A 24,742-nucleotide genomic window follows, 5' to 3' on the forward strand; every position below is an offset into this window, starting at 1 on the left:
CACCGAGAGTGACCGCATCATCGTGGCTGCTGGTGGCCTTCCCGGCTCTCGGCGCCCTTATTCTTTTGCTGGCGGGCAAGCGGGCCAGGGGCTGGGGACATCTCCTCGGCAGTGCGACCGTCTCACTGTCCTTCGTGTACGGCCTGATCCTGTTCTTCACGGCCGACACGAAGGCCACCGCGGACGTCAAGCTGTTCTCGTGGATCCCGGTTTCGGCGCTGCAGGTCGACTTCGGGCTCCGGATCGACGCGCTTTCGCTGACGTTCGTGCTGCTGATCACCGGCGTCGGCATGCTGATCCACTTCTACTCGATCGGCTACATGGCCGAGGACCGCGACCGGTCGAGGTTCTTCGCGTACCTCAACCTGTTCGTCGCCTCGATGCTGATCCTGGTGCTGGGCAACAGCTTCGTGACGCTGTACCTCGGCTGGGAGGGCGTGGGTCTCGCGTCGTACCTGCTCATCGGCTGGTACCAGGACCGCCCGTCCGCGGCCACCGCGGCGAAGAAGGCGTTCCTGATGAACCGCGTCGGTGACGTCGGGCTGGCGCTGGCGATCTTCCTGATGTTCAAGTACGTCGGGAGCACCGGTTACGCCGAGGTCTTCGGCGCCGTCGGCCAGATCCCGACCGGCGCGGTCACCGCGATCGCGATCCTGCTGCTGCTGGGCGCCTGCGGTAAGTCCGGTCAGTTCCCGCTGCAGGCCTGGCTCCCCGACGCGATGGAGGGCCCGACCCCGGTCTCGGCCCTCATCCACGCGGCGACGATGGTCACCGCCGGCGTCTACCTGGTCGCCCGGGCGCACGAGATCTTCAACGCCACCGCGGACGGCCGCCTGATCGTCACCCTCGTCGGCACGGTCACGCTGCTGATCGGGTGCATCATCGGCTGCGCCTACGACGACATCAAGAAGGTCCTGGCGTACTCCACGGTCAGCCAGATCGGTTACATGATGCTCGCCGTCGGCCTCGGGCCGATCGCCTACGCGCTCGGCATCATGCACCTGGTGGCGCACGGTTTCTTCAAGGCAGGGCTGTTCCTCGGGGCCGGTTCGGTCATGCACGCCATGAACGACGAGGTCGACATGCGGAAGTACGGCGGGCTGCGCAAGCACCTGCCGGTCACCTTCTGGACCTTCGCCCTCGGCTACCTGGCGCTGATCGGCATCCCGCCGCTGTCGGGCTTCTTCACCAAGGACGCGATCATCGAAGCGGCGCTGTCGCAGGGCGGCTGGCGCGGCTGGGTGATGGGCGGCGCGGCACTGCTCGGCGCCGGGCTCACCGCGTTCTACATGACGCGCCTGATGGTGATGACCTTCTTCGGCAAGGAACGCTGGAAGGAGATCAAGAGCAGCGACGGCCGTGACTTCCACCCGCACGAATCGCCCGCGGTGATGAAGTGGCCGATGATCATCCTGGCCATCGGCTCGGTCGGCGCCGGTGCGTTCTTCGCCCTCGGCGACCGGTTCGCCGAATGGCTTTCGCCGGTGGTCGGTCCGCTTGAGGAGGGTGGCCACAGTGTCATCCCGCACGCGCTGGTCCCGATCCTCACCGTGGCGCTTTCGGTGCTCGGCGCGGCGGCGGCATGGCTCTTCGTCGGCCGTAAGGACGTTCCGGTGGAACGCCCCGAGCGGGTCTCGGCCGTGGTCAAGGCCGCGCGCAACGACCTCTACGGCAACACCCTGAACGAGACGCTGGTCGCCCGCCCGGGCACCTGGCTCGCCAGGGCGCTGGTCTACGTGGACAACCGCGGCGTCGACGGCGCCGTCAACGGCCTCGCCGCCGCGCTCGGCGGCGGATCCGGGCGCCTGCGCCGCCTGCAGACCGGCTTCGTCCGCTCGTACGCACTGTCCATGCTGGGCGGCACATTCCTGCTTCTGGCGGCACTTCTGCTGGTGAGGTTCGCATGACCGCAAAAGCCACCACGCGGCCTGCGCGCCTCCGCGATTGCGTCGACAGGGCGCGACTTCCGCTGACCAGCCCAGGTCTCGAGTCAGGGCGCCCTGCCCCCGCAATCGCGGGGCCTTCGGCCGGGGCGCGCTCTGTGGTTGATTCGGCTGCCGCGACTCCCGTGAGGACCCACCCATGACACTGGTACTCGCAACCATCCTGCTGCCGCTGGTCGGCGCCGCGGTCGTCGCGGGGATGAAGAAGAACGACAGGCTCGCGACGCTCACCGCGCTCGTGGTGTCGCTCCTGACGTTCCTGCTGGTGATCCCGATGTGGGCGAGCTACACGCCTTCGGGGGACCGCATCCAGCAGAAGTCCTCGATGGACTGGATCCCGAACTTCGGCATCCACATCTCGTTCGGCATCGACGGCATCGCGCTGGTGATGATCGCGGTCATCGGCCTGCTGGTGCCGATCGTGGTCGGCGCGCTGGGCCTGACCGACAAGCTCCCGGCCGGGCGCTCGGCGGGCGGGTTCCTGTCGCTGATCCTGGTGCAGGAGGCGCTGACCATCGCGGTGTTCGCCGCGACCGACGTCTTCCTGTTCTACGTGCTGTTCGAGATCATGCTGATCCCGATGTACTTCCTGATCGGCGGCTACGGCGGCGCGAACCGGCAGTACGCGGCGGTCAAGTTCTTCCTGTACTCGTTCCTCGGCGGCCTGATCATGCTGGCCTCGGCGATCGGGGCCTACTCGCTGGCGTCGGACAAGCTCGGCAAGGGCAGCTTCGACTGGGAAACCCTCGTCACGGTCGTCCGCGACGCCCCGCTGGGCACGCAGATCTGGCTGTTCCTCGGGTTCTTCCTCGCGTTCGCGATCAAGGCCCCTTTGGTGCCGTTCCACACCTGGCTGCCGGACGCCGCGGGGCAGGCGCCCATCGGCGTCGCGGTCCTGCTGGTCGGCGTGCTGGACAAGGTCGGCACCTTCGGGTTCCTGCGCTACTGCCTCCCGATGTTCCCCGACGCCAGCAAGGAACTCGCGCCGTGGGTGCTGGTGCTCGCCGTCGCGGGTGTCCTTTACGGATCGATCCTCGCGGCCGGGCAGCGCGACATGAAGCGGTTCATCGCCTACGTGTCGATCGCCCACTTCGGGTTCATCGCGCTGGGCATCTTCACCTTCAACGAGCAGGCGATGGTCGGCTCGGTGTCGTACATGCTGAACCACAGCCTCGCCACCGGCATGCTGATCGTGGTCGTCGGCCTGATCGTGATGCGGGGCGGATCCACCAGGATCTCCGACTACGGCGGCATGGCGAAGGTGACCCCGCTGCTCGGCGGGATGCTGCTCATCGCCGGTCTGTCCACTTTGTCCCTGCCCGGCACGAACTCGTTCATCAGTGAGTTCCTGGTGCTGCTGGGGTCCTTTGTGGACTACCCGGTGTACACGATCATCGCGACGGTCGGCATGGTGCTGGCCGCGGCTTACGTGCTCTGGCTCTACCAGCGCGTCATGCAGGGCCCCGTCCGCGGCGACGCCCTGATCGGCGCCGGCGGCGGCCCTGGTACGGCCATCGCTCCGGAGCTCGGCGCGAAGAAGACCATCAAGGACCTCGGCGGCAAGGAGATCGCGATCCTGGCGCCGATGGTCGTGCTGATCATCGCGCTCGGGTTCTATCCCAAGCCGGTGCTCGACACGATCACCCCGTCGGTGCAGGCGACCATGTCGTCCGTGCAGGGAGGCAAGTAAACCGTGCTCTTCTTGACTCAGGCGCCACCGGTGCAGGTGCCGTCGATCGACTACTTCGCCGTCACGCCGATCCTGATCATCCTCGGGGCCGCGTGTGTCAGCGTGTTGCTCGAAGCCTTCCTGCCCAAGCACATGCGGTGGCCTTCGCAGGTCTTCCTGTCCCTGGTCGGGATCGGGGCGGCGGGCGTCTTCCTGGCCTGGTACGCCAGCACTTCGGCACCGAAGGGCGGCGTCACGACCTTCAGCGGTGCCATCGCCGTCGACCGGCCGTCGCTGTTCCTGTGGGGCACGCTGCTGGCGCTCGCGCTGGGCGCGCTGCTGCTGATCGCGGACCGCTCGGTCGAGCCGGGCGGCGCGTTCGTCGCGCAGGCCGGTATCCGCCCCGGCACGGTCCAGGACCGCGCGCAGGTCGGCACCACCGGAATGCAGACCGAGGTCTTCCCGCTGACGCTGTTCGCGCTCGGCGGCATGATGGCGTTCGTCGCGGCCAACGACCTGCTCACCATGTTCATCGCGCTCGAAGTGCTGAGCCTGCCGCTGTACCTCATGTGCGGTCTGGCCCGTCGCCGTCGCCTGCTCTCGCAGGAGTCCGCGGTCAAGTACTTCCTGCTGGGCGCGTTCTCGTCGGCGTTCTTCCTCTACGGTCTCGCGTTGCTCTACGGCTACGCGAACTCCGTGAAGCTGTCGGACATCGCCAACGCCGCCGCCGGCTCGGACCGGTCGGACACGCTGCTGTTCGCCGGGCTCGGGCTGCTCGCGGTCGGCCTGCTGTTCAAGGGTTCCGTCGGCCCGTTCCACACCTGGACCCCGGACGTCTACCAGGGCGCGCCGACGCCGGTCACCGCGTTCATGGGCGCCTGCACCAAGGTCGCCGCGTTCGGCGGGATCCTGCGGGTGTTCCAGGTGGCGTTCGAGTCGACCAGCTGGGAATGGCGCGGCGTGCTCTGGGCGGTCGCGATCATCTCGATGCTGATCGGCGCGGTGCTGGGCCTGACGCAGACCGACGTGAAGCGCATGATCGCCTACTCGTCCATCGCGCACGCCGGGTTCCTGCTCGTCGGTGCGATCGCGATGACCGAGGAAGGCCTGTCGAGCACGCTGTTCTACCTGCTGGCCTACGGCTTCACCACGCTCGCCGCGTTCGGTGTCGTCTCGCTGGTGCGGGACTCGAACGGTGAGGCGACGCACCTTTCCGCCTGGGCGGGCCTGGCGAAGCGGTCTCCGGTATTGGCGGGCGTGTTCACCTTCCTGCTGCTCGCGCTGGCCGGTATCCCGCTGACCAGTGGCTTCGTCGGCAAGTTCGTGGTGTTCTCGGCGGCCCTGTCCGACGGGATGGCGCCGCTGGTCGTCGTCGCCCTGATCTTCAGCGCCGTCGCCGCGTTCTTCTACCTGCGGGTGATCGTGCTGATGTACTTCTCCGAGCCGGCGCCCGACGGCCCGACCGTCACCGTGCCCGGCGCGTTCACCACCACGGCGATCACGCTCGGCGTCATCGTCACGCTGGTGCTCGGCCTGCTCCCGGCGTTCGCGCTCGACTGGGCGGGCTCCGGCGGTTTCGCCCTCAAGTAGTCCCGGTTCGCGAAAGGCCCCCTCGCTGTCGTGAGGGGGCCTTTCCGTGTCAGGGCGAAGTCAGGGTGGTGTCAGGCCGGACCTCGATAGTTCCCTCATGACTTCCTCTTCCTGGACCGGAATGCTCCCCGTCGAAGACACCGCGCTGGCCGTCACCGACACCGGTGGCCCCGGCATCCCGGTCATCTACCTCAACGGCCAGTTCGCGACACAGGGCTACTGGCGGCGGATCCTCGCCGACCTGGGCTCGGACTTCCGCCACATCACCTACGACGAGCGGGCCCGCGGCAAGTCCCGCCGTTCCGCGGACTACTCCTTCGAGGCCGCCGTCCGCGACGTCGACGCCGTCCTCGCGGCCCGCGGCGTGGATCGGGCCATCGTCGTGGGCTGGTCCTACGGCGCGGTCGTCGCGGCGCACTGGGCCGCCCGGAACCCGGAGCGGACCATCGGCGCGGTGCTCGTCGACGGCGCGTTCCCGTACGACTGGCTGGACGACGCCATGGAACAGCGGATCCGGAAGCTGTTCAAGCGGCTGAACCTGGTCATGCCGCTGCTGCGCCCGACCGGCCTGGCACCGCGGATGACCGCCGCACAGCAGGCGGAAAGCAACATCGAACTCGGCAAGCTCTCGCGGGCGGCCGAGCTGGGCCCGGTGCTCGACGGCATCACCGTGCCGACGCGGTACGTGGTCGCCTCGGGAACGTCCTTCGGCAGCAAGGGGGATGAGCAGGAGAAGATCCGAGCGGGGCTCGACGCGGTGACCACCCGCAACCCGGACATCAAGGTGAGCGCGAAGGTCGAGAGCAACCACGGGGCGCTGCTGAAGAAGGACTTCCCCGCTATCTCCGAGGCCGTTCGCGAGGTCGCCCGCCTCGGGGAATGACTTGCCGGGCCGCACCGGGCAGGTTGCTCGCGATGCCGAAGCCGAAGCCCACACCCCAGACGAGAGCGCTCGCCGAGGCACTTCGAGTCGCCCGGAAGGCCGCCAGACTGGCCGCGACCGAAGTGGCAGGCAAACTGGCGTGGTCCCAGTCGACGATCAGCCGGATCGAAACCGGCCTGCGCACGGCGTCGGTCGAAGACGTGTCGGCGCTGCTCGCCGTCTATCAGGTTACGGGGGAGCGTCGAGAGGCGCTGCTCTCGTTGGCTCGCGACAGCGGGACCCGATGGTTCGCTGACGTGGCCCTTCAACGGGAAACGCTTGCGCAGTACCAAAAGGAGGCCAGCAAGATCGTCGCGTTCGGGACCACGCTGGTCCCTGATCTGCTCCGGACACCTGCCTACGCGAGGGCTACGAACTCCTCCGTCGCGGTGCTGGGCCAGAAGAGGCTTGTCGCCTACATCGACGAAGCGGTGCTGCGTCGCCAGGTGGGTGGGCCACGAGTGATGACGAATCAGCTCCAGCATCTCGTCGCGATGGCCGAACGGCCCACCGTCGAACTCCGGGTCATCCCCTTCGCCGCCGGAGCGTATCCCGGCGGCGACTACGTTCTGCTGGAATTCGGTCCTGCGCGGCCGTTGGTCTACTTGAAACATCGGGGAACCGGGTTGTTCTTGCACCGGCCCGGCGATGTCGCACCCTATGTCCAGTCCACTGTGGACGCTGTCGCGCTCGATCCGGTGCGGTCGGTGCGCCTGATCGAGTCAGTGGTCCAGGCTCGCCCGCAGCGCGGCGACCTTTTGCGCCAGTAACGCGGGTTCTCCGGGGAGGACGGTGATGTACCGGTTCCGGGGAGAACCGCTTACGTGCATGGCCACCCGTCCGGCGTCGAGGTCAAGGTACGTCAGGTCGTCCGTGGCCTCCGTGCGTCTTCCCCCGTCGGGACGTATGGCCGCGGCGAAGAACCCGACGCCGAAATAGGGCTGCTCGAACACCTCGTCCAGTTGCCGGGCTTCCCGGCTTCGAGACGCGGGCTCGTCGTAGAGGCCGCCCCCGCCGTCACCGTTGAAATCGTCCTGGGGCAAGGAGAACGGGGCGAACCGCGCCGGCGGATACTCGGGCAGGTTCATCACGAGCGCGGCCGCGCGGTCGGCGGTCCGCACGCCTTTCAGCCACACCCGGTTTCCTTCGCAGATCGCCGTCACCGCGGCGCGCCCGCGCACGGCGACGAGCACGCTGTACTGCTCCGCCTCCGTGCGAACCGTCGCGTAGTACTCGGTGTTCGGCCGGTCGAGTATGTGCAGGACGTCCTCGAAGTCGCTGGTCAGCCGCTTGCCCTCGGTGAACCCGAGCCCACCGAGCTCCTCGAACGCCGCCCGGTCTTCGCCGTTCCGCGACGACGGCGGGATGTACCGCAGCCCGCCCGCGAAGATCAGATGCGGATCTCCGCAACCGGCGTGACGGAACGCGGTCAACAGTGTGTCGAGCGTGATCTCGACCGGGCGCCCGAGCACCACGTGTCTCCCTCCCCTGGGACTGTGGTGCTACTTCTTCTTCTCGCCGATCACCGGCGGCGTCGGCTTTTCGATGTAGCCGCCGAAGGTCTCGTCGGGATCCGGGTTCTGGAGGTACGCCGGAGCCTTCTTCTCCTTGTCCTCCTCGCCCTTCCCGCCGCGACCCGTGCCCGCTCCCATCGGCATGCCGTTCGCTCCGCCACGACCGGCGGCGCCTGCCGCTCCCGCCGTACCGCGGCCACCCACGGCCTCGCCCGGCATCCCGGCGCCGCTTCGGCCACCCATACCGGGCTGCTGCCCTGCCCCGCCGGGCCTGCCTGCCCCGCCGGGCCCGCCTGTCGCCCCCGGCGGCCTGCCTCCGGGGCCGTAGACGCCGGGGCCGCTCGTCCCGGGTCCGTACCCGGGCGGGAAGGCGCCAGGCGTGTTGTACACGGGGTTCGGCTTGCCGGTCGGCCCGAAGTCGAGGTTCGCCGCCGGCGGTACGACCGGCGTGGTCTGGGGCGGCGTGTACGAATTCGCGCGGGTCCCGTCGTCCGGCTGCTGCGCGCCTGGCTGGTGCGGGCCCGGGTACTGACCCGGCTGGAGGCCTTGTCCCGGTTGGGGGCCGCTGTCGGGCGCTGGGGTGTTCGGCCCGCCGGGTCCACTCGGCGTGCTGGGGCCGCTGGGCCCACTGGGCCCACTGGGTCCGCTCGGTCCTCGGTAGGGCTCGCCAGTACCGTGCTCGCGTCCGTCGGAGCCGTCGCCGAATCCCTTCGCCGCGGGCTTCCCGGCGCCGCCCTCGTCCAAGGTGACGCTGCCGCCGGGATCGGTGAGCTGCGCGTACTGAGCGGGCAGCTCGTCACCGTTGGCGGTGCTGGCGGAATGGTAAGACGCGAAGGTGTCGATGTTGTGCTGGCTGTCGGCCTGGTACCCCTGGACCCTGCTCCAGTAACCGACCAGTCCACCACCCATGACAGCCTTGACGTCCTCGGCGGTCGGGGCGGGCTGTTCGGGCGGAACCGGCTTGACCGAGTTCTTGGCCGTGCCGAACGCGTCCATCTGGGAGCTGATGGCGGTCTGAGCCCGCGTCAGGTGCGTCACGTCGTCCGCCGCCGCCTCGACGACCGGCACCGTCGCGTCGGCCGCCGCCATGCTGGCCCCGCCCTGCCAACCCGCCAGGGTCTTCTGGGCAAGCGCGGCGAGCCGCTGCGCCCGGTCGTGGTGCCGCTGGGTCAGGTTGTGGCCACTTCGCTGCGCATCGGACAGCGATCCGGGACCTTCGCCACCCGTGATCTGTTCGTAGATCTGGGTGGCCGTGAGCGGTCCTGCTGGCATCAGTTGCCCCCTCGGATGGTGGCCAGCACCCTGATCGCGGCTTCACGTGCGACGTCGCAGGGGTCTTTCTTGCCGACGTTGGCTTCAGACTGCTCGGCAGCGATACCGATCGTTTCCGTCTCGCTAGTTCCCAAAGCCGCCGAGCATCGGCCCACGGATCGCTCGTCTGTGATGCCGTATGCGGTCAACGGATAGCCGTCAACGGGTTTGAGCGGCTCCACGAGTTGATAGGACTTGCCCTTGGCCGCGTAGATCTTCGCTGTTCCGCTGTCCTGTGTGTTGCTGAAAACCACGCTGATCAACGGCCGGGTCGTCGAAGGGACGACCCATGTGCAGGCAGGCCCTGCTGTGCCCTCCCGTGCCTCGCCATCCGGCGTCGCGCCTAGCAGTTCCCCGACCTGAGGTTTGGTGAGGGCGCTGCAGGGGGCCTGCTTGAACCTCGCCAGGTCGATCGGGCTTTCGACCTTGGGCACGTCTGGGGGCGCGCTAGCCGAGTTCGAGTGGCTAGGGCTCGTTCCATTGCCGGTGGGTGTAGGCGTGCCACCTGTACGAGGGGACGAGCAAGCGCAGACTGTAAGCGCGACGGCGCCGATTACGAGAGCTGTTCGACGCATCAGGCGATGCCTTTCGGCTGTTGGTTGAGGACTGTGGTGGCGTGCTCTTCCGCTGTGGCGTACTTGCCGAGCGCGGTCACGTACTTGTTCGCCATGTTCTCGCAGTAGGCGATGCGCTGGTTGAGCGCTGCAACGAGCGCTGCGCCTGACTGGCGGGTTATCGAGGCGTTGTCCCCGCTTGCGTACTCCAGGCCAGGAGGCTGGGCAAGGGCGATCCTGTTCGCATCGATCAGATCGTTCTTGTACTCCACTGCCAGGTCGCGCCACTCCTTCACCAGCTCATGCAGCGTCGCCTCGTCGTACTTGAACCCCGCGCCTTCCGCGACAGGCGTCCCGTAGGAGCCCCCAGTGGGCGGAGCCTTGCAGACCGAGCCCGGGTCGAAGCCAGGTTGGTAGACCGGAGACCCCTCAGGCACGGCCATGCACCCCCGCAGCGCCGAACCGTTCCTCGCTGAATGGCCGAAGCCGCCCCGAAGTCACCGTCGTCATGTGCCCCTCCCGTGGCTACAAGGCGCGTCTCCCCGATGCACCCTGCGTAATCCGACGCCGGGAAGATTACCAGGGTTCCCGGGCCGGTGAACCCGACTGCATAAAGCCACGTTCCCGGCTGAATAGCCGAGGCGAACCCGGTGACTATCCGTGAAAACCGATCGTGTGAACGTGCTCCAGGAAATGGGGTTCGACCTGGTAGAACACGTGCCGAATTCGCATACTCTGCGTAATGAAGTTTCGAAGAGTGATTCTCGGCGCAGTACTCCTCGGCCTGCTGACGGCTTGTGCGGAAACCGTGGATACGCCCCCTCCGCCACCGCAGTTTCCGAAATGGCAGCCGAAGCAACCGCGTCCTGCGGATCGCGACGAAGGGGCCGTCGGTGCGGCGCTCGCGGCGCTGGATTTCTGCGAGTTGATCGACCTGGCCGCCTACGACCGCAGGAAAGGAGGTGACACCCGCCCCGTCACACGCGAGCCCAAGGTGAAGTACGGCAGGAAGATGTGCACCCTCGTCCGTGATGGTTACGAACCCCTCATCTACGCCGAGGACGTGGACCCGGATCACCTGGTTCTCCACCGGGTCGACGGAGCCGTCGTCGACTTGGGCGGGGTGAAGGGCTATCAGGAAGAGACCCGGCGCGAGGGCAGGATCGACAGCTGTGCGATCACGGTGCCGGTGAGTTTCCAGCGCGCGGTCAGATTCGAACTCGGGATGACCCGCAGCAAGAACTGCGATCTCCTCCGCGACTTCGCCACCGCGGGCGCCGCGAAACTGCGTCGCGACCTCGTCTACCCACCGGATGGTCAGGACAGCGCCCGGGTCGGGGCCTGCGCGGACTGGGTTGCCACCGCCAAGGGGGAGACCTGCGATCCGGCGGTCGAGGTAGAAGTGCCGACCGGCGCCGAGCGGATCATCGCCGCCGGCGCCGCCGATCCGAACGTCGAATGCGCGGTCTTCCGCGACGCGGTCCGGATGGCGTTCGGCCCGGACTTCGCGCCGATCGCCACGCCGGGGTCATGCTACTTCGTCGAGCCGAAACACCGTCTGCAGATCGAGGCCGGTGCCACCGCGAACGGCGGCGCGCCGGGGGAGTGGCACGCGGACCCGAACAAGACCTACAAAGACCATCAGCTGATCACGTTCGGCGAGAGCCCTGGGGTCACGTTCCGTTCGCGGGACGACCGCGAGTTCGCCATTTACGCCTCGCCGATCGGGAACCTCGACGTCCGCGGGCATGTCCGGCTGCGGATATCGCCCGAGCAAGAGAGGGGGATCGAAGACTGGGACCGCTCGAAGGCCGTTTCGGACGTGGACGTCGGCAAGGCGCACGCTGTGATGGATTTCGTGATGGCGACCCACTTTCGGGGGCCCAGGTGACGTCCACACCGTCGTAGGTGTCTGCTGGTGAACCCGCGACCGCGATCGACGTCGGCAGGACGCTGCCTGGTCGTCCACCTCACCGACGCGGCCAGGGCGCCCTGCCACCGCGATAGCGGGGCCTTCGGCCGTGCGGGTTCACGCGTATGGTCCCCTTCCGGACACATCTCAGCTCCGCCAATAGGCACTAAGCTCTCTTCATGTACATCGAGCGGGTCCGGCTGGAGAACATCCGCGGCTTCAGCGGCGCCCGCGCCGTCGACCTTCGGCTGCCCGGCCCCGGCTGGGTGGTCCTCGCCGGGCGCAACGGCTCCGGCAAGACCTCGTTGCTGCGCGCCATCGCGGTCGCGGCGGCGCCGGACGTCGCGTGGGGCCTGCTGTCGGACGCCGGCAGCTGGATCTCGACGGACCAGACGTCCGGGTCGATCGAGCTTTCGGTCATGCGCGAGGAGGGCCCGGCGCCGGTCGAGGTCCGCTGGCTCGACTCCGGGCTGCTGCCGATCTCCGGACTTCCCCCGGGCCAGCCGTTCTGCGCGGCGTACGGGCCGTTCCGGCGGCTCGCGGGCGGCAGCGGCGAGGCCGAGTCGTGGATGCGCGGCGCGGGTTCGCTGGCGCGGATGGCCAGCCTGTTCCACGAAGACGCCTCGCTCGCCGAGGGCGTCACCTGGCTGATCAACCAGCATCTCCGTGCCCTGGAAGGAAAAGCGGGTGCGCGTGAACTGAAGGACAAGGCGTTGGAGATCCTCGGGGACGGTCTCCTGCCGGGCGGTTACCGGATCCGGGACGTCGATTCGGACGGGCTCTGGGTCGAGTACCGGGGCGACCGGTTCCCGCTGCGCGAGATGAGCGACGGCTACCGAACGGTGACGGCGCTCGTGGTCGACCTGCTCAAGCAGCTCGACAGCGCGGGTCTCGACCACGAGAGCCCCGGCGTCGTGATCATCGACGAGGTCGACGCGCATCTCCACGTGTCGTGGCAGAAACGCATGGGGCCGTGGTTCAAGGCGCATTTCCCGCGGATCCAGTTCATCGTCACCACGCACAGCCCCTACGTCTGCCAGGCGGCCGACCCCGGCGGGCTCATCCGGCTTTCCGGGCCCGACGAGGAGGTCCCGCCGCGCGTGGTTTCCGCGGAACTGTACGAGCGGGTCGTGTTCGGCTCCGGGGACGACGCGGTGCTGTCCGATCTTTTCGGCTTGGACACGCCTTACTCGCCGCAAGCGGTCGAACTGCGGGAGCATCTCGCCGAGCTCGAATTCCAGGTGGCCTCCGGCCGGGCGGACGCGAACGGCGTCCGGGAATGGGAACGCCTGCGCGGCATGCTGAGCAGTTCACCACCGAGCCGGGTCGACGAGGTGGCCAGGCGGTTCGAGGCCGACGATCGGTGATCGGGATCCGCCGGATCGCGCTGCCGGGCCAGGTGGTGGCCGATCTCGAAGAGCTGACCGCGCGGATCCCTCCTGGTGACACGAAAGAAGCCCGGCGACTCTGGCGGATTTCCCGTGCCGTACGGCGTTCTTTGCGGGCCGGGCTGGACGTCATGGCCGCCGGCCGCGGCTACTGCATGTACTGCGGAGACGGCCTCGGGTCCACTGTGGACCATTTCGAGCCGATCGCGAGGAACCCGGGACGCGCTTTCGACTGGCTCAATCACGTGCTCGCCTGCGAGTACTGCAACAGCCACCACAAACGCGACCTGTTCCCGGTGGACGAAGACGGCAACAGCCTGCTCGTCGATCCGACCGCCGAAGATCCGCTGGAGCACCTGTTCCTGGTGCTGTCGATCGGGACCTACCGCGCACTGACCGAAAAAGGCGAACAGACCATCAAGGTGTGCGGGCTGAACCGCGCGCAATTGGCGCGAGGGCGGGAAACCGCGGTCAACCAGGTGAGCGCGCTCGTCCTGGGCTGGTGGACCGCGCGCGAACTGGGGGACGAGGCGAAGCGGCGCGCGATGGTCTGGACCCTGCTCGACCAGCCGCACGCCGACGTCCTTCACGCGATGCTCCGCCAGGCGGGGATGCCGGGAGCCCGCGCCGTGTTCCGGGCGGACGACGAACTCATCGACCTGCTTCGCGCCCCGGAACTCGCCGAAGATCTTCAGCTCTCCGGCGGCGCGGTGTAGGCGGCCAAGGTGGCGTCGGCGCGGGTGCGGGCGGTGGGCGCGTCCGTCCCATTGGCGACGTCGGCCTCGTACCAGGCCTCGTTGCTCAGCGTCATGAACCGCACGCCTTCTTCGCTGGTCATCCAGGCCATGGCCGCCTCGGGATCGGCGGCTTCGCCGGATTCGAGGTGGAGCGCGAGCCCGTTCAGCATCATGTCCCAGCCGATGCCCACGGCGCCCGGCCCGAACTGGGTCCAGTGCTCGTTGGGGACGGCGGTGTGGTCGAGTTCGAACCGGGTACGCCCGTCGGCTTCGGGCGTCAGCCGGAGTTCGATCCAGCTGACGTCTCCGCCGTACTCCCAGGTCGCGGCGAAGCTCTTCGGCGGGTCGCAGCGTTCGACCGTCCCGCCCGCGTTGCCTTCGAGCTGGTACTTGCCGCCGACGCGCAGGTCGCCGCTGACCGGCAGGAACCAGCGCGGGATGCGGTCGGGATTGGTGCAGGCGTCCCAGAGGTCGTCGAGGCCGGTGTCGTAGACCTGGCTGACGGTCGCCGTCACCGCCTCGCCCGCTTCGATCACGCGTTTGCCCAGTTTGCGCTGGACGGAGTCGATCTGGCTGGTCACGTCGACCATCGGTGCCCTCCCCTGCTCGGCTGCCGCCAAGATATCAGCAGAGGCTTATATAAGCCAGAATGGAAAAGGGACGCCCGGCAGGTTCCGGACGCCCCTTTCCCGGCGGGATGGCTTACGGAGTGGGGGAGCAGGCGGTGCGCCCGATGACCACTTCGCCGGTGATGTTCGAGGCCGGGGCGAACTTGATCCGCAGCATGGTCAGCCCGATGCTGCCGTTGCCCGGCAAGGTCTGTTCGTTGAAGATCGCTTCGGCGAGCAGCGTGCCGTTGGACTTGGTGATCGGCTTGACGTAGCCGACCGGCACCGGCGACGGCAGGGTGCCGAGCCCGGTCGCGCCGCCGTAGGTCCAGCTCGCGTTCGTGCTGGTCTGGGTCGCCGTGCAGCTGACCGAGTAGGACCTGATCTTGATCCGCGGCCCGCTCGACGAGACCAGCGCCGACAGCTCGAAGTTCTGCCCCTTGGCCTCCGACTTCGTCGTGGTCACGTCGTTCTCGGGGTCGACGACCGTGGTCGTGCACGTCGTCGTGCCGCCACCGAACGTGATCCCGGTCCTGCTCACGACCCCGGAAGAGTTGCTCGTCGGTCCCTCGACCGCGCAGTCGGCGAGTGAGGCGATCGAGATCGGTGCCGAGGTCCCCTTGGTGAAGGCGGCGGAGCCGAGTGAAGCCACTCCGGCCGGGTTCGACGCGGCGGCAGGAGCCACTCCGGCGCCGAGGCCCGCCAGCAGGAGCGCGCCGACCAGGCCTGCCCGGCCTGCGATGGTGATGCGCATTTCCACGTCCTCCTCACGTGACGGAGAGCGAGCCGGTTGGCCGTTCTTCCTTTGTCATCACTATCTGCGTGTCGGATTCGCCCGTTGCGCGCGTGACGGTCGTTTCACTCGACCGTGGATCATGGGCACCCGTTGGATATTCGGATTCGTATCCGGATACAGGTCTGTATATTCGGGCGTATGCCGACCTACCGCGTCCTCGTCAACGGCAAGTTCGACCATCCCGACGCCGATACCCGCTCCCGGCTCCTTGCGGAGTTGAACGACCACCAGGCGATCGGGTTCACCGAGGACGGCCTGCTCACCTACAGCGCACACCTCGGCGCGTTCACATTCCGCATCACGCTGCGGGGCGAAGAGGAACGCGACGTGCTCGACGAGGCCGAACTGAAGGTCATGGAGCTGCTGGACGCCAAGGGGTATCCGTACCGCGACGTCGCGGGCAAGGCGACCTGCATGGACGACATCAAGATCCGCCGCCGCTAGACCAAGTGTCCGGAATGAAGGGGCTTGGCTCACCGACGTGTGAGACATAGAGAGTGTCCCGTTGCCTAGTTGTCGCTACAAAAAGTAGGCAGCGCTCACGCTGGGTATCCTGCTCGTGTGTCACTGGGTCGTCGTCTGCCGAAGTAACGGCCGCTGGTAGCGGCACAGTGTCGTAATCGACACCGACAACGGCACCGCACCTGAACTCGAGCCCCTTCATCCCGTGCATGGTTTCGACGCGTACTTGATCGATGCCAGCGTCCTTGAGGGTCTCACGTACCTCTTGTACCCCGGCGTGGGTTCTGGTGGCTACTCCGATGGAATTCGGCTCGATGCCGTCTTGCAGCCATTGCTGGACTTGTTCCACGAGTCCGGTGAGCTCCGACCTCCGGTCGGGGAATCGGCGGGGGACTGGTCGGCGCCCATGCAGCTGTGAGCGGTAGCCGGTCAAGCCGTCAGGCTCATCGTCCAGGCCGGTCGCCGGGGTCTTGTCGAGAAGCTGCCGTGCCCAGTCCAGGATTTCCTGAGTTGTCCGGTAGCTGACGACGAGCCGTTTGCTGCGTCCACGGACCTTGATACCGAGGCTGTTCAGTGAGACGCGGTTGTCATAGATCCGCTGGTTGGGATCACTGACGATGAACAGGTCGTCGGGCTGGCTTGGGACCAGTTGGCGCAGGAGCCGCCACTGGCTCGGGTGGAGATCCTGCCCCTCGTCAACCAGGACATGCCGATAGTGAGTGCGCCGCTGGGACACCAGGATTCGAGTCGCGTCGGCGACGATCTGGGTATGTGTCCGCTGGTTCTGCTCCTTTAGGTGGTCCAGGAAGTAGGAGATGCCCGTCCATACCGTCTCGCGCGGAACACGTAGTCTGCCACGTCCGCGACGCTCGCAGGCGAGGTACGCTTCATGATCGGGCAGGCCCTGGGCGAGAACAACTTGTTCCCACTCGCTCTCGAGGAACTTAGCCGACACCGCGCCAGCTATGTGCCGGGATGCGGCTTGCCAGAGTCGATTCTTCTCCCGGCCGTCTATGATATTGGGATGTGCGCGTTCGTGTTGACGAACGATCTGATATGCCTCGCTGTTGACGGTTGACACGCGGATTCGAGACAGGAGCTTCTGGTCCTTGACCAGGAGCCCGAGCTGCTCCCGCAGCGCGTCTGCGAGGTTGTTCGTGTAGGTGGTGACCAAAATGTCGGTCGATTTGCCGGCATGCAGCCGTCGGGCCAGAAACGCGGCCCGGTGCACGAGGGTCACAGTCTTGCCGGTACCGGCGCCACCTGTTACCAGGGCCGGACCAGTAAACATCGCGCGGTAGGCCACGTTCTCCTGGCGAAAATGCAGGTAGGTGCGCCACAGTGCGAAGGGATTGGCCAGCATGTCCGCGAGTTCTTCCGGCCCGGAGACGGTCGTGAACTTGTCAGGCATTCGTTCGATAGCCGCGCTGAGATCCGTTGGATCGATCTCGGCGGCGGGCTTGTCGTTGAATCGACGGTCACACAACAGTTGCCAAGCCTCGTCTGCGGTGTACCCCATTGCCAACGTTTCAAGCGCTTCGTACTGCGCCTCGGGCAACAGGTTGGCCAGTGGAGCGAGGTGTGCGTCCGACACCATTACCCTGACCAGAGGCAGGATCTGGGCGTCGATACCAAGCTTGATCAGCTCCTTGTCCTTGACATGTCCGAACAAGCGCTCGTCGGCTGCGGAGGCGTCAGCGCGAAGGACTGGCTCGAAATGCTCGAGCGCGGTCTGATCCCTGGTTTCGAGTACGCCGAACGCTTCGTTCACCGTGAACACTTTGCCGACCGCATATCGAATCGCCTCGTCGTGTCGCAATACGGCGAGGAGGACATAGGTGTCGCCGGAGTCGGGCGCGAGGACCACGCCGCGCCAGAAACTATTGATCCTGATCGTGCGGATCCGCGGATCCCGCGCACCTTCGAGCTTCTCGAGATGGATTCCGGCGTGAGTGTGCTCGCCGAAGGTCGACAGGGCCTTCCGTACACCGGTTTGGACGGACCTCTCCAAGGTGGCGTAGTTCTTCAGAAAGTCCGTGGCGATCGACAAACTTGGCACCTGGCCCCCTCGGCTCGGTAACGCTCCCAGCGCAGGCTACGACTGTTCGGTCACGCATGGTATCCAGGTGTGAGATCTTGTAGCGAATTCAGGGGAGGCAACGTGGGGTCGGCTGCTCAAGCGGCGCAGGGTAGAGAAACCGTCACCGCTGTTCCAGCGCCCGGGCAGCTGGTCACGGTGAGAAACCGGCAGTGGATCGCGGCGGAGATCGTCCGTAGCGAGGTCACCAGCGGCGATCCACACGTATTCGCCGATCATGCGACGCACCTGGTCACGCTGGCCAGCATCGAGGACGACACGCGGGACGAGGAGCTGCGGATCGTCTGGGAGCTGGAACCCAGCGCCGCGGTGCACGACCCGGCGGTGCTGCCCAGCCCTGACCAAGGCTTCGACGAGCCGGCCGAGCTGGCGGCTTTTCTGCACGCTGTGCGTTGGGGAGCGATCGCTTCGGCGGACAAGACCGCGTTGCAGGCGCCCTTCAGGTCCGGGATCCAGATCGAGGACTACCAGCTCGACCCGGTTGTTCGAGCGCTTTCCATGCCGAGAACCAATCTGCTGATCGCCGACGATGTCGGCTTGGGAAAGACGATCGAAGCCGGGCTGGTCATGCAGGAACTCTTCCTGCGGCATCGCGCTCGCACCATGATGATCGTCTGCCCGGCCGGTCTGACGTTCCAGTGGCGCGACGAGATGCGGGAGAAGTTCGGCCTCGACTTCCGGATCGTCGACGCGGATCTGTTGAAGAAGCTCCGGCGGCAGCGGGGGCTCTACGTGAACCCGTGGACGCATTATCCGCGGCTGATCGTCAGTGTCGATTGGCTGAAGCGGGACCGTCCTATGCGTTTGCTGCGCGAGGTGCTACCCGTGACGCCGCGTTATCCTCGGGCTTTCGACCTGCTCGTGGTCGACGAGGTGCACAGCTGCGCGCCGTCAGGGAGGGGCAAGTACGCCGTCGACTCCCTGCGGACCAAGGCTATTCGCGCGCTCGCACCGCATTGCGAGCATCGGCTCTTCCTGTCGGCCACTCCGCACAACGGATACCTCGAGTCTTTCACCGCGTTGCTGGAGATGCTCGACGACCAACGATTCGCCAGAGGCGTCAAACCGGCTGAAGAACAACTGGCGAAGATCATGGTACGCCGGCTCAAGCGGTCCCTGCCGAAGAAATGGGACGGCAGTGACCGTTTCAGTGGCCGGAAGATCCACTACCTCGAGCTTGACTATTCCGCGGATGAACGCCACGCACATGCCTTGCTTAGGCGTTACTCGGAAAGCCGACGGGACACGGTGGCGGGCCACAATGCTTCCAAGTCGGCAGCTGACTTTGTCACCACACTCTTGAAGCGGCGCATGTTCTCGTCGCCCAAGGCGCTGGCGGAGACCGTCGAGACGCATTTGGAGACCATGGCTGGCCGCGAGCGAGACCAGCAGAAGGCAGGCGGCCAGCAGATTCTCCAGACCACGATCGAACGACTCGACGAGACCGCGGAGGACGATGCGGCATACACCGAGGCCGAGGCTGCGGCACTTACGGCCGCGCGGAACTGTGCGCCTCCGCTGACGTCGGACGAGCGTGCCATGCTGGTCGAGCTCAAGAGCTGGGCATTCGGTGCGCAAGACCGGCCCGACACCAAGTTCCGAGAGCTACTCGGTTGGCTGGACCCGATCGTCCGACGTGACGGTGAACGGGTCATCGTGTTCACCGAGTACCGCGATACCCAGCGATGGCTGGAGGACAGGCTGATCTCAGCTGGCTATCCGGCTGAGCAGCTGGAGCTCCTTTACGGCGGACAGGACGAGCAGAAGCGTGAAGAGATCAAGAACCGGTTCACCGCCGAGCCGGATTTGGATCCGGTCCGGGTCTTGATCGCGACGGACGCGGCGAGCGAAGGTATCAACCTCCAGCGACACTGCCATCGTGTCCTGCACTGGGAGATCCCATGGAACCCCAATCGCCTAGAGCAGCGAAACGGCCGCGTCGATAGGCACGGGCAGCGGGCCGCGGAGGTCGAGATCCGGCATTTCGTGCCCGCGGGCTGGCAGGACACCACGTTCAGCGAGGGATCACTTGAGGACGAGCTGGACTTCTTGCGGATCGCGGTGGAAAAGGTCGATCGCATCCGGGAGGACCTTGGCAGTGCGGGTGACGTGATCTCCGCGCAGGTGGAGCGCAAAATGCTCGGGGGAGAGCCGGCATGGGTGGCGGTTGACGACGAGATCGCGAAACGAGCTTCACGTGCGCGATTGAAAGTGGAACGCGACCTGGCCCGTGACCTCCAGCGGCTGACCGAGACACTTGCCGGTAGCCGCACCGAGTTGGACCTCACGCCGGACACTGTCGAGCAGGTTGTCCGGACCGGTCTCCGGCTGGCACACCGGCGTGACCTACAACCGGGTACGGCTCCAAAGGGGTTCGCGGCACCAGTGTTCCGGCTGCCGGAGTTGCCCGGCGCGTGGGCGGCCGCGCGCAATACCGGGCTGTACCACCCGCTTACCGGCAAAGAAAGGCCGGTGACCTTCGACCAGGACGCCGTCACCGGACACGACGACGTTGTTCTGCTCCATCTCGGGCATCAACTGGTACAGATGTGTCTGCGGCTCCTTCGTGCGGAACTGTGGGCGCAGGCGAGGGGCAGTGGCGCGAGCAAGCTCAGCAGGGTCACCGCGAGGGTCGTGCCCGGCGACGTGTTGCTCATGCCTGCTGTGGTCGCCCACGGTCGGGTGGTCGTGACCGGTGCGGAAGGGACACGGTTGCATGAAGAAGTCATGGCCGCCGGAGGGCTGATCGACGAGGGCAAACTTCGCCGGGCCAACGCCGAGGATATAGCGTCGTGGCTTGCGGCCGCGTCGAGTACGCCGGTGCCCGAGCAATTCCGTTCCCGGTTGGCCGAGCTCTGGCCGGGGCTGTCCGATCCACTCGCCAAACTGCTTTCCCGACGGGCCGCGGACCGGACGCGGAGTATGGAAGCGTTGCTACGTAAACGTTGTGACGAGGAGGTCGCTGGGATCGGCGCTGTGCTCGATGAGCTGGCACAGTCGATCCGGGATGCCCTCGACGCGACCGATCAGTGGCAGCAGGGCAGCCTGTTCAGTCTCCTCGACCAGGCCGAACGTGATCAGCTGCATACTGATCATGATTCGTTGATCAACAGGTTGGAGATGATCCCGGACCAGCGCGAGGACGAGAGTGCTGCGCTACGCCGGCGCTACGCCGATCCGGTTGCCCGTTGGTTCCCGGCCGCCGTCGAGTTCCTTGTGCCGGCGTCGCTCATCAAGGGAGGCATGTGATGACGGCCAAGCCCAAGATGCCCCGCCCGCCCACCATCGCCGAGCAGCATTCGGAGTGGCTTTCGCTGGTCCGTCCTGAAGGGCCATTCTTGGCGTTGCCGGTGCTCACGACGGTGTTTCCACAGGGGCTCGACGTCATTCCCAAGGAAACTCTGCGCCGTGTCCGCCAGGCGTGGACCGAAGTGTCCGAGCTTCCTGATCTTCGTGGACCGGCCTGGCAGGACCTGGTCTTGACCGAGGTGCTCGGTTTTCCTGCAGCGATGCTCAGTGAGAGCTTCGGCGCGACGGAGTTCGGGTCGACGCGCCCGGACGCCGCTCTGGGTGTCGGCGGAGCGACCCGGATGCACGTCTATCGCAGGCCCTTCGGCGAGCCGCTGACCGCGTCAGTTCGCGGAGTACCCGCGTTGTCCGAACGTGCCGCGCAGGTCTGTCGCGATACGCGAATCCCCTTGGCGCTCCTGACCAACGGGCAGTTCTGGGTACTGGTGCATGCCCTGCCGGGCGAGACCACCAGTACTGCGGTGTTCGATGCCGACCTGTGGTCGGAAGAACCCGCGCTGCTGCGGGCGTTCGCGTCTCTTTGCGCGGCTACCCGTGTGCTGCCGGCGCCGACTCTGGCGGACGGGACGCCTTCCACCAGCTTGGCCGGGATCTTCGCGCGCAGCACGGACGAGCACACGCATGTCACCACCACGTTGGGGCTCCAGGTTCGGCAGGCTGTTGAGCTGTTCGTCGCTGAGCTGGCGTTACGGGACCGGGAAAGTGGCGGTGCCGTCCTCACCGATGTGCCTGAGCGGGATATCTATCGCGGCGCGCTGACCGTGTTGATGCGGCTGGTCTTCGTGCTTTCGGCAGAGGAACAACGGTTGCTTCCCGTGACCGATCCGATCTACGCACAGGGTTACGCCGTCTCGACGTTGCATGAGCAGTTGACGATCGAACGCAGTATGTACGGCGATGAGGTCGCGGATCGCCGACGAGCGGCTTGGCCAAGGCTGCTGGCATTGTTCTCTGCGATCCACGACGGCTGTGAGCATCCGGATCTTCGAATCCCGGCATACGGCGGATCTCTGTTCAACCCGCGCGCGTATCCGTGGCTGTCCGTGGCCGAGATCAGCGATCAGGTGATCCACGAGATCCTGGATGCCTTGCTGGTGTTGAAGCACAAGGGCAAGGCTCCCGAGCCGCTCAGCTACGCGCGGTTGGGTGTCGAGCAGATCGGTCACGTTTACGAAGGTCTCCTGGAGTTCTCCTGTCTGAAGGTGACGGAACCTTACGTCGGGCTTCGCGGCAAGGCGGAGCCTGAGCTGCCCTTGCGTGAAGTCGGAGAAATGGATGACGAGGCGCTCCGTGCGTTGTGCGATGCGACGCCGAACCAGTTCGGTAAGTGGCAGGCTGCGGAGCCGACACTCGAACAGCTCGCCGACCTGCGAGCTGCGTTTGACAACAACGACGAACTCGCCGAGCGGGCGCGGCCGTTCTGGGGACTGCTGCGCCCGGACCTGCGTGGCAAGCCAACGGTCTTCCCCGCCGGCTCGGTGCTGTTCACGCAGGTCGGTGACCGGCGTTCGACGGGCACGCACTACACGCCGCGCAAGTTGGCAGAAGAAGTCGTCGAACACACCCTAGCGCCGCTGTGTCATGACCCCGGTCCGGCGCAGGGCGTTGCTCCGACTGACTGGCGAGTCAAGCCTGCCGAAGAGCTGCTTCGGCTGAACGTCGTCGACCCGGCGATGGGCTCTGGCGCGTTCCTTGTCTCGGCCTGTCGCTATCTGGCGGAACGCGTGGTCCAGGCATGGGAACGAGACGGCGTGCCTGCTGAGATCTCCTCGCTGCTCGGTTCCGGTGACGAGCGCGATGGGCTGCTGCTGGCCGCACGGCGAGTGGTGGCTTCTCGCTGCCTCTACGGCGTCGATCGCGACGACATGGCTGTTGAGTTGGCGAAACTGTCGCTGTGGTTGGTGACCCTGGCCAAGGACAAGCCGTTCGGTTTCCTCAACCACTCGTTGCGGTGTGGAGACTCGCTGGTCGGCCTGGTGTCGGATCGTCAGGTGGCCGCGTTCCATCTGGATCCTTCGGCTGGGACAGAGCACAGCACGAACCTGTTTCGCTACCTCAACGAGCACCTCGATCTGGTGCTCAGTGACGCGGCTGATTTGCGAAGGCAGATCGAGTCGAGTGTTGTTCAGGATGCTCGCGACGCCGCGGAGAAGGCGGAGCAGCTCGCCAACGCCGAGTGGATGACTCGCAAGCTTCGGGTCGCCGCCGATGCGGTAGTCGGCGCGGCTTTGTCAACGGCGGTTGCGGAGCCCCTGGGGCAGACGGCCTCCTACGATAGCCGGTTGGACGTGGTTGCCACCGATGTCGATCTGCTGCTGCAAGATGAGGACCCGCATTCTCCTGTCGAGCTGCAGCTTCGCGAGCAGGTCGATTCGTGGCTGAAGGGCAACCGGGCCGTGCCGATCAGGCCGCTGCACTGGCCATTGGAGTTCCCTGAAGTGATGAGCAGAGGCGGCTTCGACGCCGTCGTCGGCAACCCACCTTTTATTGGTGGACAGTTTGTGTCCGGTGCCGTGGGTGACGATGTGCGGGAGTATCTGGTCGACCACATAGGGCAGGGGAAGCGGGGTAGCTCCGATATCTGTTCGTACTTCTTGCTGCGCAATATAGATATCGCTGTCGGAGGACGGGTCGGAATTATCGCGACGAACACCATTGCTCAAGGTGCTACTCGCGCGGTCGGACTCGACCAGGTGGTTGCGCGCGGTCGAAATGTTTACCGTGCAGTTAAGTCGCAGCGGTGGCCGGGTACGGCTTCGCTCGAAGTTTCCCTGGTGTGGTTGGGGGAAACTGTGTTAGGGGAGTCGATTGAGCTCGACGGTCGTCAGGTGCATGCCATCACTCCGTCGTTGAACGCGCGATCGCGAGTCTCGGGAAACCCCTACCGGCTTGCTGTTAACTCTGAGTGTTCGTATCAGGGATCCAATATTCTTGGAATGGGCTTCACAATGTCTCCGGAAGAAGCCCGCATCTTGCTGGGCAGAGACCATCGAAACGCTGAAGTCATCTTTCCGTTTCTGAATGGCGAGAATCTGAATTCAAGGCCAGATTTCTCCGCGGCTAGATGGGTTATCAACTTTAAGGGCTGGCCGATTGAGGCGGCCCGACAGTATGGGGAATGCTTCTCTATTGTGGAGAGAAAGGTGAAGCCCGAGCGAGATAAGAATAATAGGAAGTCGCGACGTGAGAGGTGGTGGCAGTTCGCCGAGAGGTCCGCGGTACTGTATGAGTCGATCGCCAACCTTGACCGGGTCCTAGTGATTGCATTGGTAAGCAAGACTGGGCTGCCGGTCTGGGTGAGGGCGGATCAGGTTTTTTCTCATCAGTTAGCTATTTTTATTACAAGTCGCGATGCAAGTCTTACGTTGCTGTCGAGTAATTTGCATTTTGTGTGGTGGACCACCAAGGGTGAGTCGACTATGCGGACCGACGCGCGGTACACGCCTTCCGATGGGTTCGAGACGTTTCCGCAGCCCGAGTTGACGGAGCGGATGGATCGGGTCGGCAAGGAGCTGGACGAGTTCCGGCGGTCGGTGATGCTGGGCCGTCAGCTTGGGCTCACCAAGCTGTACAACCTGGTGCACAACGAGTCTGTCACCGACGAGGACATCCAACGCCTGCGAGACATCCACACCGAGATCGACCTGGCCACCGCCGAAGCCTACGGCTGGGACGACCTCGACCTAGGCCACGGCTTCCACCAGACCCGGCAGGGAACGCGGTTCACGATCGCGCCCGATGCTCAGGTCGAAGTCCTCGATCGGCTCCTCGAACTCAACCACGAGCGCTACGCCGAAGAAGTACGACAGGGCTTGCACGACAAGAAGAAGGCCAAACCGAAGCGCGCTAATAAGGCTGTCGAGCAACAGCCGTCGCTGGATGGTCTGTTCCAGCCCGACGGCACGCTCTTCTGAGCAGCAGGAGGAACT

The 24,742-nt window shown here is 65.9% G+C and carries 18 protein-coding genes; 11 read left to right on the forward strand and 7 right to left on the reverse strand.

Annotated elements, in window-relative coordinates:
* The first annotated feature begins 8 nt into the window (after positions 1-8).
* The 5 genes from nuoL (at position 9) to ACIBTM_RS16050 (ending at position 6,894) form a co-directional block, all read left to right on the forward strand.
* Positions 9-1,907, forward strand: a complete 1,899-nt coding sequence (nuoL, locus tag ACIBTM_RS16030; protein WP_395877283.1) for an NADH-quinone oxidoreductase subunit L — start codon at positions 9-11, stop codon at positions 1,905-1,907.
* A gap of 175 nt (positions 1,908-2,082) precedes the next feature.
* Positions 2,083-3,633: an NADH-quinone oxidoreductase subunit M gene (locus ACIBTM_RS16035; RefSeq protein WP_395877285.1), complete on the forward strand. Its 1,551-nt coding sequence runs from the start codon at positions 2,083-2,085 to the stop codon at positions 3,631-3,633.
* Between the two features lie 3 nt (positions 3,634-3,636).
* Entirely contained in the window at positions 3,637-5,202 is a 1,566-nt protein-coding gene (gene nuoN, locus ACIBTM_RS16040) for an NADH-quinone oxidoreductase subunit NuoN (RefSeq protein ID WP_037332903.1), read from the forward strand.
* Between the two features lie 97 nt (positions 5,203-5,299).
* Positions 5,300-6,085, forward strand: coding sequence for an alpha/beta fold hydrolase (locus tag ACIBTM_RS16045; protein WP_395877287.1), 786 nt, complete (start codon positions 5,300-5,302; stop codon positions 6,083-6,085).
* 32 nt (positions 6,086-6,117) lie between these two features.
* Complete coding sequence (locus ACIBTM_RS16050) at positions 6,118-6,894, forward strand: helix-turn-helix domain-containing protein (RefSeq protein ID WP_395877289.1); 777 nt, start codon at positions 6,118-6,120, stop codon at positions 6,892-6,894.
* Here ACIBTM_RS16050 and ACIBTM_RS16055 read toward each other — a convergent pair.
* The 4 genes from ACIBTM_RS16055 to ACIBTM_RS16070 are packed head-to-tail and all read right to left on the reverse strand — an operon-like array spanning position 6,847 to position 9,946.
* Positions 6,847-7,599: an ESX secretion-associated protein EspG gene (locus ACIBTM_RS16055; protein WP_395877291.1), complete on the reverse strand. Its 753-nt coding sequence runs from the start codon at positions 7,597-7,599 to the stop codon at positions 6,847-6,849. The two genes, ACIBTM_RS16050 and ACIBTM_RS16055, sit on opposite strands and share 48 nt — an antisense overlap.
* Before the next feature lie 27 nt (positions 7,600-7,626).
* Positions 7,627-8,910, reverse strand: a complete 1,284-nt coding sequence (locus ACIBTM_RS16060; protein WP_395877293.1) for a PPE domain-containing protein — start codon at positions 8,908-8,910, stop codon at positions 7,627-7,629.
* Positions 8,910-9,524 carry a DUF3558 domain-containing protein gene (locus ACIBTM_RS16065; protein WP_395877295.1) on the reverse strand — a complete coding sequence of 205 codons (615 nt, stop codon included), beginning with the start codon at positions 9,522-9,524 and terminating at the stop codon, positions 8,910-8,912. The genes ACIBTM_RS16060 and ACIBTM_RS16065 overlap by 1 nt, the downstream gene beginning before the upstream one ends.
* A complete protein-coding gene (locus ACIBTM_RS16070) occupies positions 9,524-9,946 on the reverse strand; it encodes a hypothetical protein (protein ID WP_395877297.1) in 423 nt (140 codons plus the stop codon). Before ACIBTM_RS16070 ends, ACIBTM_RS16065 begins: the two co-directional genes overlap by 1 nt.
* Before the next feature lie 299 nt (positions 9,947-10,245).
* Between ACIBTM_RS16070 and ACIBTM_RS16075 the strand changes: the two genes are divergently transcribed.
* The 3 genes from ACIBTM_RS16075 (at position 10,246) to ACIBTM_RS16085 (ending at position 13,519) form a co-directional block, all read left to right on the forward strand.
* Entirely contained in the window at positions 10,246-11,394 is a 1,149-nt protein-coding gene (locus ACIBTM_RS16075; protein ID WP_395877299.1) for a hypothetical protein, read from the forward strand.
* Between the two features lie 200 nt (positions 11,395-11,594).
* Complete coding sequence (locus ACIBTM_RS16080) at positions 11,595-12,782, forward strand: AAA family ATPase (RefSeq protein ID WP_395877301.1); 1,188 nt, start codon at positions 11,595-11,597, stop codon at positions 12,780-12,782.
* Positions 12,779-13,519, forward strand: a complete 741-nt coding sequence (locus ACIBTM_RS16085; protein ID WP_395877303.1) for an HNH endonuclease — start codon at positions 12,779-12,781, stop codon at positions 13,517-13,519. The genes ACIBTM_RS16080 and ACIBTM_RS16085 overlap by 4 nt, the downstream gene beginning before the upstream one ends.
* Here the strand turns inward: ACIBTM_RS16085 and ACIBTM_RS16090 are convergent.
* Together ACIBTM_RS16090 and ACIBTM_RS16095 are read right to left on the reverse strand one after the other, a co-directional pair.
* Positions 13,495-14,130 carry an SRPBCC family protein gene (locus ACIBTM_RS16090; RefSeq protein WP_395877305.1) on the reverse strand — a complete coding sequence of 212 codons (636 nt, stop codon included), beginning with the start codon at positions 14,128-14,130 and terminating at the stop codon, positions 13,495-13,497. The two genes, ACIBTM_RS16085 and ACIBTM_RS16090, sit on opposite strands and share 25 nt — an antisense overlap.
* Positions 14,131-14,242: 112 nt before the next feature.
* Positions 14,243-14,902 carry a hypothetical protein gene (locus ACIBTM_RS16095; protein WP_395877307.1) on the reverse strand — a complete coding sequence of 220 codons (660 nt, stop codon included), beginning with the start codon at positions 14,900-14,902 and terminating at the stop codon, positions 14,243-14,245.
* Positions 14,903-15,082: 180 nt separating this feature from the next.
* Between ACIBTM_RS16095 and ACIBTM_RS16100 the strand changes: the two genes are divergently transcribed.
* On the forward strand, positions 15,083-15,388 hold the full coding sequence (locus tag ACIBTM_RS16100; protein WP_395877309.1) for a DUF6204 family protein: 306 nt from the start codon (positions 15,083-15,085) through the stop codon (positions 15,386-15,388).
* Here the strand turns inward: ACIBTM_RS16100 and ACIBTM_RS16105 are convergent.
* The gene (locus ACIBTM_RS16105; protein WP_395877311.1) at positions 15,369-17,456 is read right to left on the reverse strand and encodes a UvrD-helicase domain-containing protein; all 2,088 of its coding nucleotides are present in this window, start codon (positions 17,454-17,456) and stop codon (positions 15,369-15,371) included. The two genes, ACIBTM_RS16100 and ACIBTM_RS16105, sit on opposite strands and share 20 nt — an antisense overlap.
* A 111-nt stretch (positions 17,457-17,567) precedes the next feature.
* Between ACIBTM_RS16105 and drmD the strand changes: the two genes are divergently transcribed.
* Positions 17,568-20,753, forward strand: coding sequence for a DISARM system SNF2-like helicase DrmD (gene drmD, locus ACIBTM_RS16110; protein ID WP_395877313.1), 3,186 nt, complete (start codon positions 17,568-17,570; stop codon positions 20,751-20,753).
* On the forward strand, positions 20,753-24,727 hold the full coding sequence (locus ACIBTM_RS16115; RefSeq protein ID WP_395877315.1) for an Eco57I restriction-modification methylase domain-containing protein: 3,975 nt from the start codon (positions 20,753-20,755) through the stop codon (positions 24,725-24,727). The genes drmD and ACIBTM_RS16115 overlap by 1 nt, the downstream gene beginning before the upstream one ends.
* Positions 24,728-24,742: the final 15 nt, after the last annotated feature.

Source organism: Amycolatopsis sp. NPDC049868 (assembly GCF_044461365.1).
Lineage (GTDB): Bacteria > Actinomycetota > Actinomycetes > Mycobacteriales > Pseudonocardiaceae > Amycolatopsis.